The organism is Ruegeria sp. C10, from assembly GCF_056537805.1.
On the sequence record NZ_JBQFSC010000001.1, the window covers coordinates 918,517 to 930,550 of the forward strand.

The following is a 12,034-nucleotide window of genomic DNA, read 5'->3' on the forward strand; positions in this document are numbered from 1 at the left end:
TCTGCCGATACATTTCTCAAAATTATCAGCGCGTTACCTTGGATTTAAATCGGAGGTAAATCTATGGAACTCAGAAAAATTACTCAGAAAGACGCCGAAATTGTCATACCGACGTCTTCGCAAAAACCCCGGATCAGTGTTGTCGGGCTGGGCTATGTCGGCGCTGTCTCAACCGCCTGTTTGGCCTCACTTGGGCATCGGGTCGTAGGTGTTGACATCGACCCTGACAAAGTGAGCCAGATCGCGCGCGGAGTGAGCCCGATCCACGAAGAAAATCTTGGTTCAACTCTCAAGCAAGGCGTTCAAAAAGGGCTGATCTCTGCAACCGACGATCTGAGCGCAGCTGTACGCGAAACCGACGTTACCTTTGTATCGGTCGGAACTCCAACCGCCCCGGATGGGGGCTGCGACTATAGTTATATCGAACAGGCTGCGCGCTCGATGGCGGTCGGCCTTCGCCAAAAAGATGGTTTCCACATCTTTGCCATGCGGTGCTCGATCCCGCCCGGAACCACGATGAATGTGATGGTTCCGATCCTCGAAAGGATTTCAGAAAAGAAGATGGGCCAGGACTTTGGGGTGTGCTTCAATCCTGAGTTTCTACGGGAAGGCGTCGCCATAGATGACTTCCATAACCCTCCGAAAACAGTGCTTGGCACCAACGATTTTCGCACGGCGGAAGTCATGAAGCGCATCTTCGCACCGGTTGATCCAAATCCCATTTTGACAACAGTCGAAGTGGCTGAGACTATCAAATATGTCGACAATGTATGGCACGCGACCAAGGTTTGCTTTGCCAACGAAGTCGGCCGCTTGTGCAAGCCGCTGGGCGTGGACAGCCACGCGGTCATGGATGTCTTTACCCAAGATACAAAGCTGAACCTCTCACCTTACTATCTGAAGCCGGGCTTTGCCTATGGCGGCTCATGCCTGCCGAAAGAAGTGCGGGCGGTTACACATATAGCCGAAGAACTGGGTGTCGAACTGCCCATGATCGGCAACCTTGACCGCTCAAACCGAGAGCAGATCGATCAAGCGACCGAGATGCTTCGCAAAACGGGGGCCAAGCGCGTTGGGGTACTGGGGCTGGCTTTCAAACCCGGCACCGACGATCTGCGCGAAAGCCCTATTCTGGAAGTCATGGCCGAGCTCCATGCCGAGGGGGTGGAGTTGGTCCTGCATGATCCGGCGGTGACAAAAGAAACCCCTCTGAGTGGGTTGCAAGCCTACATGCATCCCGCGGGCTCTGGCATTCGAAGTCTCGCGGAATCCATCAAATCGATGCTATGCGACAGCATAGAAGACGTAATGGAACAGGCCGAGGCCGTCATCGTCTGCCATCGCAACCCCGCTTATCAGAACGCCGTTTCCAGTAAACCGGAGATGCCGGTCGTGGATGTGGTGCGCTTGTTTCCCGAGAACCCGGTGAACCGTCGGATCGACGGCATCGGTTGGTAAATTTTTACTCCAAATAGCTGAAAGTAAGAGGTGAAATGATGCCTGCGGTATCTTCAATTGTAATTTCAGGAACGGGTTTGTCCGATCAACTTGTTGGCGGAAGTGAGCAGGAGACCCTGATAGGGCTTGCCGGAAACGATGAGATCCAAGGGCAAGCTGGCGATGATGTGTTGCACGGTGACTATGCCGAGGCAAACTTGCTGGACGGCACAGAAGGTGCTGTCAGTTTTTCCGACTACGCCGAGAACGGCGAATGGGGATTGATTGATCTTGCAAACGGCCACCAACAGATGGAGCAGCAGATTACGACCGAAGCGGGCGGGGTCTATGAACTGAACCTGGATCTCGCGACAAATTTTGCTGCAGGTCGTTCCGGGGCTGCCGTCGAAGTTCTGGTCGATGGTGAGGTGGTCGCAGAGTTTTCTTCTCAAAGCGGTGCCTTCGGATCTCGTTCCGTTCAATTCACAGCTGACGATGACAGCTCGACCATTACGATCAGATCGATTGATGTGTCAGGCAACGGTCCAACAATTGATACGTCCGGTCCTGCGTTTCACTATGACAAGGATGTCGAGATTGGTGGGCAAACCGTGACGGTTTCCGCATTCGCCGATGGGCAATCAAATCTCTATCAGGTTCTAAATGGAACACTGCAGGTGTTTGATGTCGAAACCCAAGCCTATGAGATGGCCGGCGTCGAGGGCACGGTCAATGTGAACTCGATGGGTTACAATACAGAAGACGACCTTCTGTATGCCATCGCAGTAGGCGACGGTGTGGATTCACTGGGACAGGTGGTTAGCCGCTCTGATTTGGTGATGCTGGACGCCGAAGGAAACAGTTACCGTGTTGGCAGCACACCATATCGGTCTTGGACCGGGGATTTTGATGATCAGGGCAACCTTTGGTCGTTTCAATCCAGTATGGACCGTATCGCAGTCATTGATGTTGATCAGTTCGATACGGATGGAAACCCGGTAACCACAGTGTACAAGTTGCCATCCGATCTTGTGGATTTCAAAGTCTACGATGTTGCGTTCGACGCGGCCTCACAGTCGTTCTACGGTGTCTCTCGCCCAAGTTCCGAAGGTGCAGCTACGGTTATGTTGATCGTTGATATCTCTTCGGGCGAACCAGAGTTTCGAACGGTTTCAGTCACATCGACAGTGATTAACGGTGAAGTCCTGAATGGAGTCCCGCTAATGACGTTTGGAGCTGCAATCATTGACGCAGACGGAAACCTGTTTGTTGGTGGCAACTCGGGCGACCACGACATGGATGACTCGACACCTGCAACAGGCGCGATTTTCCAGGTCATCGTAGATGATGTGACCGGCGAGGCTAGTTTGCACCTTATCGAAGAGGCGCCGAAATCGTATTCGAATGATGGTGCCGCCGACCCGACAGCAACCAGTCCGTTTGCGCCCGTCGATTTGGATGCAAGCGTTTTGGTCAAGGATCTGACACTTGTTGCGACTACCGAAGGCGCGTTGAGCTACGATGATGATCTTTCGGGCAATGCTGGTGGCGATGCCCTATACGGTGGGATTGGCACAGACACCCTGACGGGTGGTAGTTCAGGCGACGTGCTTGAAGGGGATGGCGGCAACGATCTGCTGCACGGTGGAGCGGGCGTCGGTGCCGCCAGCGGCATTGTCTCGCAATATGACGAAGACGGTGTGCGGTACGACCAGTTTGGCAATGTTCTTACAGAAGACGATGACTCGTTGTTCGGCGGTCAGGGCGACGATCGCCTGATGGGCTCGGCTGGGCACGACATGCTGGATGGTGGGATCGGCAACGACATTTTGGATGGTGGTTCAGGCTTTGACATCCTTATCGGCGGTCACGGCGATGACACACTCCGCGGTGGATCCGAAGCTGACACACTGCGAGGTGAAGACGGCCAAGACGTTATGGACGGTGGCTCGGGCAATGATGAGATGTTCGGTGGCACAGGCGATGACCAACTCGATGGCGGGTCTGGTGCGGATGTCCTGAACGGTGGCGATGGCAGTGATAATTTGTCAGGTGGATCCGGTGATGATTTTCTGTCCGGGGACTACGGAAAAGACACGCTATCCGGAGGATCTGGCAACGATAACCTAGATGGCGGTGCGGGCGACGACAGCCTCTCTGGGGGCTCGGGTGATGATACCGCGATAGGCGGTCTCGGCGCGGATACTCTGGATGGCGGATCTGGAAACGACACATTAGCTGGCGGTGAGGGTTCCGACACGCTGAAGGGTGGTTCTGACGATGACGAGTTGATTGGGGGCGCTGGCAACGATTATCTGAACGGCTCCAGCGGTAACGACGTTTTGGACGGCGGTTCAGGGAAAGATCGGCTTTACCTGGGCGCAGGGGGTGATCAAGCCACCGGCGGCGCTGATGCAGACAGGTTCATTTTCCGCGATGAGGATCTGGATGGGTCGACCGATACGATCACAGACTTTGCGCTCAGCGATGGCGATTTACTCGATCTGCGTGCGCTCAACATCGATAGTGGCGGAGCTGATACATCTGACTGGTTTAATGCCAACGCTGAAATCGTGGGCGGGACCGATGTCTACGTAACTTTGTCACCGGATACGACATTGATCCTTGAAGGCGTAGCGTCGGATTTCGACCAACTCTACGATCACTTTCTATTCTGAAGTCCCCCCCTGCGGACCCGGGTCACTCGAATCCTGCATCCCGAGCGATCAGAGCGGCCTGGGTCCGGTTTTTTGCATTGAGTTTCTTGCAAAGGGTCCGAACATGCAGCTTGATCGTGACTTCCTGAAGATCCAGCTCTCGCGCGATCTCCTTGTTGGACTGCCCACGGCACAATCCGCGTAGAACCTGTTTTTCCCGCTGGCTGAGCTGACGGGAAAAGTCGCTTTCTTTGACATCGCCATCCATACTTAGAACACTGGCCGGGACGAAGGTTTCGCCGGCGATCATAAATCGCACCGCGTTGACCAGGGATTTGGCGCCCATGGTTTTAGGCAAGAAACCAACGGCGCCCATTTCGACCGCTTCCTGTGCGATCTTGTTTGGTGCCGTCCCGCTCAATATCGCAAAAGCCTGTTCAGGGAATTGGCGAATTGCGTCTGAAAGCCCTTCGATCCCATTCATGCCCGGCATTTCAAAGTCTAACAGGACAAGGTCGAATGGATCTTCGGATGACAGCAATTTCATCGCAGCCATGTAATCGGGTACGGCAACAACTGCCGCGCGCCCCTCGGTTTCGAGGTAGGATGAGATCGTGTCACGGACCAAACCGTGATCATCAGCCAATAGAATTCGCATTGATATCGGTGACCTTGAACAAATGCTTTGATCCGATTTTATCCCACCCGGAATAGTTGAACCACCAAAAGGGTTACTATTTGACGAACTTTGCAAATTCATGTTGCTTTCCTAAACTATTACTCTTTGACGCTGGCTGCCAAAGCCTCATTATCGCATTCCGCGAAAACTTTAATTGCATGGTTTGGGACGTCGAAAGTTCGCAAATTAGGCTGATGGTGTGACCTTTGGTGCGCTGAACTATCCTAAAGTATAGCGAGCTATTCTATTGCGTCTGAGAACGTTTCGCGGGGCTGTGTCAAAAGCGTTTTGACAAAGGTTCACCTACTCACGGACACAACCTCGCATGCATAAAACTTTAAAATCACTTAGCGCCGCACTCGCCATTTCATTTGCGAGTGCGGCATATGCGGATGAAGTACTTCTTACGGTCTCGGGCGATGTCGGTCTCAATGGAAACAAGAACACTTGGACATTCGACAGGAAAGCCTTTGAGGCATTGCCCAGTAAGTCAATCGCTACAACAACGATCTGGACAGAGGGTACGCAGAGCTTTGAAGGAGTTTCCCTTGATGTGCTCCTGGACCATGTCCAGGCAGAGCAGGGGATCATACGAGCGGTGGCTTTGAATGACTACGCCGTCACCATTCCCACCAGTGATGCAACAGATGGTGGCCCGATCGTTGCCTACTTGCGCGATGGCAAGGCGATGTCTGTTCGCGACAAAGGACCTTTGTGGATAATTTACCCTTACGATGCTAACGAGGCCTATCAGTCCGAAGAAATTTATGCCCGCAGCATTTGGCAACTCAATCGATTGGAAGTCGTAGCACAGTAAGTACCGAGGAGAAGGCCATCGACACTAAAGCGCCTTTAATGAGCATGAAGAGATGGCCCATTTTTGCCTTTGTAGGATTGCTGGTTGTGAGTCTGGCTATCGTGCTTTCCCTTGGGCGCGAGGTGAAATCAGATCTCGACGCACTCTCGACCGCAAAAACAGACAACGTCAGCTGGCTGATGTCTCAGCTCGAAGTCGAGCTGCTTAGGTTCGAAGTCTCGGTCATTGACGCTTCATCACGTTCCAATGGTGACTTGTCCACTGTACGCAACCGTTTCGATATCTTTTATAGCCGAGCGGATACGCTGTTTAGTAGCGAGCTGTTTTCATTTCTGCGAGGGGGTGCCGCCGCGCAACCAGCCCTGCAAGCCACTGAAGATTTTCTATCCCGGCTGACACCATTGATCGATGGGCCGGATGACCAGCTGCGCGCAGCACTTCCTGATCTGCGGGCGCAGATTCAAACACTGCGACCTGAAGTGCGCGAGATTGCGCTGGGCGGTATTCAGGGATTTGCCCAGGAAAACGCAACCCGACGTGCTGAGTTGGCCAGCACACTAACCCGAATGGCATCATTACTTGTTGTACTTTTCGTTGCACTGCTTTTAGCTTTTGCAGTTCTCATCAAATTATTCCGGCAAGGGCAGTTGTTTGCCCGGCAAAGCCAGTCGGCTCGCAACCGATTTGAAGCGGCCATTACCTCGTCACTGGATGCGGTGTTGGTGGTCGATACTTCTGGAAGAATTCTTGAATTCAACGGTGCCGCCGAAGATGTCTTTGGGTACCGTCAGGCCGAGGCAATCGGTGCTGATATGGCTGAACTTATCGTTCCAGAACACCTGCGCGCCCTGCACCGAAAAGGCATGACACGATTTCTCGAGACCGGCGAGCAAAAGGTAATCGGCGCTGGGCGCGTCAGGTTAGAGGGTTTGCGCAAATCGCAGGAAACCTTTCCCGTGGAGCTATCCATATCGCTAGCTGAAACGGATGGAGAGCAAGTCTTTGTCTCATTCCTTCGGGATATAACTGAGGAACTCAAAGCCGAGGAAGACTTGCGCACTGCAAGAGACAAGGCGCGGGAAAGTGAACAGGCCAAATCCGATCTGTTGACAGTGATGAGCCATGAAATGCGTACTCCGTTGAACGGAATACTCGGCTCTGCGGCATTGATTGATCAGAGCAATCTGACGGACAGACAAAAGCGGTATCTTCGTTCTATTGAGGTGTCGGGTAAGTTGCTGCTGTCTCATGTGACTGATGTTTTGGATTTTTCCAGACTGGGTTCAGGCAATGCCTTGCGTGACAGATCAAGTTTTGACGTTATGGAGGTTGTCCACGAAGTTGCCGACAGTCTGTCGGCGAATGCAGATGCGCGTGGCAACGACTTGAAGGTCGATGTTCTCTCTGAAGAGCTTATCGACGTTCTTGGATACAGGACTGCGCTGCAGCAATGCTTGGTGAACCTGTTAGGTAACGCAATCGAATTTACGCGGGATGGATCAGTCACGATCGAAGTCGAACGACTTCATCATGATGATCTGATTGAGTTTCGGATTGCAGATACCGGGGTCGGGATATCATCTGACTATCTGGACGTTATCTTCGACGAATTTGTCACGATCGATACCGCCTTTGCACGTGAGACGAGCGGAACGGGATTAGGGCTGGCTATTACCAAAAGATTGGTCGAGGCGATGGGTGGCGACATCACGGCGTATAGTGTGCTTGGAGAAGGCAGCCTGTTTACAATGCGACTGCCGCTGCCAACCTCAAGATCTGATGTCATGAGCGAACCGGATTCCACAGACGCGCCACAGGCAGAGCTTTATCAGGGTTTGAAAGCGCTGGTGGTAGACGACAATGAAATCAATCGAATGATCTTGACCGATATGCTTAAAGATCTTGGCTTTTCGGTTGCTGAGGCTGAAAGTGGTTACGCCGCCTTAGAACGTCTTGGGTCCGAGCGATTTGATGTACTTTTGTTGGATATCAGCATGCCGGGTATCGATGGTATCGAAACACTCGGAAAAGTTCGCGAACTGAATATCGAGTGGGGCAATTTGCCAGCGATAGCAGTTACGGCTCACGCAGCCCCAAAAGATCACGAAGTCATACGAGCAGCAGAATTTCAGGGGTTGCTGGTGAAACCCGTTCCATTGGCGGCTTTACAGTCAGAACTGTCTAAAGTTGTGAAGGTGCAAAGGGTTGAGGTTATGGAGCCAGACAATGACTTCAGGATTCGATTTGGAGCGGACAAATTCCGTGAAGCCTGCAGGGAATTGAACAACGAAGTTGTTGGTCTTATTGACAGTCTCAATAATTCCAATGAGTTAAATGACACACACAGGCAAGCGGCGCATAAACTATGTGGCTCTGCTGCGATACTCGGGCAAACCGACCTTTGGTCCAAGTTGAATGACCTTCAAAACTGCACTTCGCAGCAATGGGACGACGAGAAGGCTACTTTCTTGAGGGATTTGCAGTACGAAGCCAAACGTTGTCGTTGAAGTTCAATTCGCTGGCTACGGCCCACAATTCTCACAGTTGCACTCGAATTGGCGGGATGTATCGAAGCGATATCGGCAGGACGGCTGAGGCTTAACAGACAAGAACTTGCCGAGATTTTGATAGATTTACCTACGATCTGCGCCGAAGAAGGCGATAAAGATTCAGTCTAGCTTTTGCTCGGCTGCTCCAACGTGATGGAAAGCCTTTGAGTCGCAAATGGTAAAACCCGTGCGCCCATCGAAAATCGAATGACCCAAAATCAATGGCTTAAGCCTCTCGGAATGGCAAAACTATGTGTCGCCCGACATCCTGTTGAACGTCACATGAACCTGACCCAACCGTCATAGTTGGACCAGAAAAGCAGTGAACGTTTGACATCAGAAGGCGACCCCAATTTTGGACATCAGTTGAATTTGACCTTTGCGTCATCAGCTAACACGCCGCTGCCATTTCATACTCCTGCAGATAGTTTGGTTTGTTCTGACTTTCCTTTCAGAAAATCAGAGCTGATTTGCAGATCAGACGGCGAAGCCGCCTGTTCCTGCTGCTCTGCCACGTGGCGAACGCGGGGGGGGGCGAGGCAATGCTATTCGACAGGGGTGGTGCGGCCCGCAGGCGCAGCCGAGGACACGGCCCTGTCTAAAAGGGTTGCCCGAGGGGGAGGGCCGGGCCCTCACCCTGACGGCTAGGGGAGTTTGGCTTGTCCAAATCCCGCTGGCCCACGAAAGGACAGTGATGGGAAAGACGGCTTGCTGCTGTTTGCTATTGAACCCGTCTGTCAAACTTCAAAAAATAATTGTGGCAACACAGCGGACTTTCGCTGCGTTTGAAAAACCTGACTAGGCTCTGGGCAGTGCCTTCACAGCGGTGCAGCTCCGCAATGCTGTCCTCACCATTCAGGCCGTCCAGCACGATCCTGATTTGCTCTTCTGCCGAAAATTTCTATCGGGTCACACGGCGAGTGTCCTTTACCACCTTCTCACCGTGGCTATGCTTGGTTCCGGGTTTCTTTCTCCTCGCTACTCCTTGGCGGTTATGGTGAGTCCGAAACCCTTCTGTAATCGGGCCCGGTATTGCAAGGATATTGCGCCCGAAAGTGCTTGCTTCTGTCCGTGATCTGCGTAGTGCACTCAAATGATGCGGTTGGCTCTGACGGGGAAAGCCTATTTCCCTTGCGGCATATATTTTTATCAGGGTTTCTGTCGGCATTTCCCGCGCTGCGTCCTTTCAGGGGCGCCTTCCTCGCGGAAGAGTTGGTACTCGTTGTCTTTCAGACGGCTCTGAATGCCGTGCCGTCTATCCACATCCGGTGCATGATGACCGCCAGTTTCCTCGCGAGGGCAATATTGGCGCGCTTTGCACCACGCTGGGCGGCAACACGCATCGGCCATGCCTTCAAAGGAGTCCATCAGGTGGTTTTCACAAGCATCACATGCGCTGCTTCGTAAAGCGTCTATCCCACACTGGCATCGCCGGCCTTGGTATTTGATGTGACTCGATCCGTTTGTCTGGATTGGTTTCGCCATGGCGTCAGGCCAAAGCAGGCTCCCACCGACTTAGATGAACGGAAACGTTTGGGTCCCTCAATGGCAACACGGTGGGTCATTGCAACTATGGCACCGACACCGGGAGTTGTCATAAGGCGACGACAGACATTATCTTTGCGAGACTGATCTCGAACCTGCTTGTCCAATTCAGCAAATTCTTCTGCCATCGCATCACGCGCTGACGGGAGCGGGAAGATTTCCGCCACCAGGACCGGGTTACCTGCGATCATGCAAATTGCCGCGCTCTTGACTGAAACATCAAGACCCACGAAATAAGTCTCGGTCATCTCCTTTGAGCTTCAAATCACTACCACAATCATAGTGAACCGGCCCGATGACCGCATCTCCCTTATCAAATCCACCTAAACTAATCCATTGGCGCCGACGTCAGACACGACTGCATGCCTGATCTGAGACGGCACATTGTTAACCCGTCAGTTCCCTCGATTGCGAGCCTCCAGCCGTTCCAGATTGATGACTGTAGACAGCATCAGCCGATCGTGGCTCCAGTCCTGTGTTTGGCGAACTGATGCTGATCCGATGGCGAGAACTAATGCAAATGAAAGTATCAGTCCAAGAAATACCGCAGGCAGTCGGGTGTCTGCCATCGGCGCTTCGGTCAACGCTAACACGCGCTGCCGCAGTACGTGCTTTGCCTTTGTTCCGTAAACCAGTGCCACATTAAGAACACGTGGATTGTTCAACGTAATCGATCGCGCGCAGAATTCCAGCAAACAGGTCGTATACTCCTTTGAATCTATGCCCTTACGAGACACGACGGATTGGTCACAGGCCAATTCGCGTAGCCGGTCGAATTGGTGTTTGAGCACCAGATAGGCCGGGTTCCAGAACAGCAAAGGTCGCAAAAGCTCGAACCCAAGCTCCCATTCCACGTCATTGGCTCGGATGTGCTGAAACTCGTGCGCCAGGGCAAATCGCAACTCATTTGGTGTGTTCAACAGATGACTGGGCAGCACGACGTGCCGGCGGCGGAGGCCACGCACAGCGAACGGTACGGTAATCCGATCTGACAGGCGAATGTCCACCTTGGCGGATTGCCGCCACAGAAAACTGGTCGTGATCGCGCTGCGGATGGCCCATGCATCGCGCATCACACGAACTGTCAGCACCGCTGCAATAAGAGCAAATGCGATCAAGGCGCAGTTTGCGGCCATGCTTGCGCCTGCCAGTACGTGGTCCAGCCACCGCTCGCGCGTGTTCAGTAGGGTTTCAAACTGTGCTGCTGGCATGGCAATGTCGCCGCGCAGATAAGCGGCCACGGCAATATCCCCCAGTGCAACAGGTTGCCCCGGCCAGACCAGTCCTGCAAGGCTCGAGACCCCTGTAGCCAAAATGGGGCTGACAAGAACGCAGATACAAAGTGCCTTGAGCAAGCGAAGCTGAGCCACAAATCCATATCGCATCGATGTCCTATCCAGCGCCGCGCGCACTGCCAACCAGATAAAGGCCGACAATCCAAGCACGACATTCAGATCAAGAAACGTATCGAGAACCGGTTTAACCGCTGTCATTTTGCAGTCTCCTCTCTACCAGTGCTCGAATTTCCTCCAAATCATCTTCTGTCAGCCCCTCATCGTCGACCAGCCTTGCAACCAGCGTTGCGGGTGTGTCGTCAAACAGGGTCCGAGAAAGATTCTGCAGCGACCGCGACTGGTACCTGTCCTTTTCCAGCAGGGGTCTGTAGATCAGCGACTTGCCGTTCTTCTCGCTTTCGACGAACCCTTTTTCATCAAGGATACGCAGAATGGTCGCGCCGGATGTATAGGCCAAATTACGATCAGAAGGCAGGCGATCGAGGACATCACGGACCGAACCCTGACCCAGCGCCCAGAGCTCATTCATAAACTCAAGCTCCACTTCGGTCAGTAGATTTGTTGTCTTTTTTTTTCGCATCGATCTCGGTGTCGCCATTTTTTAGTATGCCTGACAGACAAGCATCCTTTCGCTGTTTCTCAAAGCTTAAACTTTCCAGAAGACGAAGACGCCCCAACCGATGGACAGGAAAAGAGGCGTCCATACAGGTTGGCCTACCAGCCCAAGCCAGGCAAGGAAGATATAGGTCGAGCCGAGCAGTGTTATGAACAGCCGATCGCCCAACGTGGTTGTCAGACCAAGTACACCGCGACGTTCAAGGCCGTCGCGGAACTTGAACCCTTCCAATAGTCCAATTAGTGCGATGGCCGCGAAGATACCCACGAACACCGCCAACGTCGCCGGGGTCCAGGCCATCCAGAAATCGGGCCAAAGAGGGGCGGTCCACGAGAATCCCTTTTCCTCTTGCTGGCCAACATTGCCCCATCCGGCTTGCTGGGCGAATGCCATCGAAGGCAGGAAGGGGAGGGTGAGAAGAAGTCTACGCATATCGAAC

The 12,034-nt window shown here is 53.1% G+C and carries 9 protein-coding genes and 1 pseudogene; 4 read left to right on the plus strand and 6 right to left on the minus strand.

Annotated features, from left to right (window positions below; genetic code table 11):
- The first annotated feature begins 63 nt into the window (after positions 1-63).
- Together ACR0DE_RS04280 and ACR0DE_RS04285 are read left to right on the plus strand one after the other, a co-directional pair.
- Positions 64-1,458, plus strand: coding sequence for a nucleotide sugar dehydrogenase (locus tag ACR0DE_RS04280; protein WP_480751994.1), 1,395 nt, complete (start codon positions 64-66; stop codon positions 1,456-1,458).
- 77 nt (positions 1,459-1,535) lie between these two features.
- Positions 1,536-4,115: a calcium-binding protein gene (locus ACR0DE_RS04285; protein WP_480751997.1), complete on the plus strand. Its 2,580-nt coding sequence runs from the start codon at positions 1,536-1,538 to the stop codon at positions 4,113-4,115.
- A gap of 22 nt (positions 4,116-4,137) precedes the next feature.
- Here ACR0DE_RS04285 and ACR0DE_RS04290 read toward each other — a convergent pair whose 3' ends face one another.
- Positions 4,138-4,752: a response regulator transcription factor gene (locus ACR0DE_RS04290; protein ID WP_170424629.1), complete on the minus strand. Its 615-nt coding sequence runs from the start codon at positions 4,750-4,752 to the stop codon at positions 4,138-4,140.
- Positions 4,753-5,098: 346 nt separating this feature from the next.
- Between ACR0DE_RS04290 and ACR0DE_RS04295 the strand changes: the two genes are divergently transcribed.
- Together ACR0DE_RS04295 and ACR0DE_RS04300 are read left to right on the plus strand one after the other, a co-directional pair.
- The gene (locus ACR0DE_RS04295) at positions 5,099-5,590 is read left to right on the plus strand and encodes a molybdopterin-binding protein (protein ID WP_170392851.1); all 492 of its coding nucleotides are present in this window, start codon (positions 5,099-5,101) and stop codon (positions 5,588-5,590) included.
- Positions 5,554-8,097: a hybrid sensor histidine kinase/response regulator gene (locus ACR0DE_RS04300; protein WP_480752000.1), complete on the plus strand. Its 2,544-nt coding sequence runs from the start codon at positions 5,554-5,556 to the stop codon at positions 8,095-8,097. Before ACR0DE_RS04295 ends, ACR0DE_RS04300 begins: the two co-directional genes overlap by 37 nt.
- Before the next feature lie 841 nt (positions 8,098-8,938).
- Here ACR0DE_RS04300 and ACR0DE_RS04305 read toward each other — a convergent pair.
- The 5 genes and pseudogenes from ACR0DE_RS04305 to ACR0DE_RS04325 all read right to left on the minus strand — a co-directional run.
- Positions 8,939-9,073, minus strand: a pseudogene (locus ACR0DE_RS04305) (IS3 family transposase); the annotation flags it as partial.
- Between the two features lie 478 nt (positions 9,074-9,551).
- Positions 9,552-9,932 (minus strand): transposase, encoded by a 381-nt coding sequence (locus tag ACR0DE_RS04310; RefSeq protein ID WP_480752002.1) that lies wholly within the window; start codon positions 9,930-9,932, stop codon positions 9,552-9,554.
- 147 nt (positions 9,933-10,079) lie between these two features.
- Positions 10,080-11,177 carry a M56 family metallopeptidase gene (locus ACR0DE_RS04315; RefSeq protein ID WP_170567383.1) on the minus strand — a complete coding sequence of 366 codons (1,098 nt, stop codon included), beginning with the start codon at positions 11,175-11,177 and terminating at the stop codon, positions 10,080-10,082.
- A complete protein-coding gene (locus tag ACR0DE_RS04320; RefSeq protein ID WP_170567382.1) occupies positions 11,164-11,559 on the minus strand; it encodes a BlaI/MecI/CopY family transcriptional regulator in 396 nt (131 codons plus the stop codon). The genes ACR0DE_RS04315 and ACR0DE_RS04320 overlap by 14 nt, the downstream gene beginning before the upstream one ends.
- A 66-nt stretch (positions 11,560-11,625) precedes the next feature.
- Entirely contained in the window at positions 11,626-12,027 is a 402-nt protein-coding gene (locus ACR0DE_RS04325) for a DUF2160 domain-containing protein (protein ID WP_170401966.1), read from the minus strand.
- Positions 12,028-12,034: the final 7 nt, after the last annotated feature.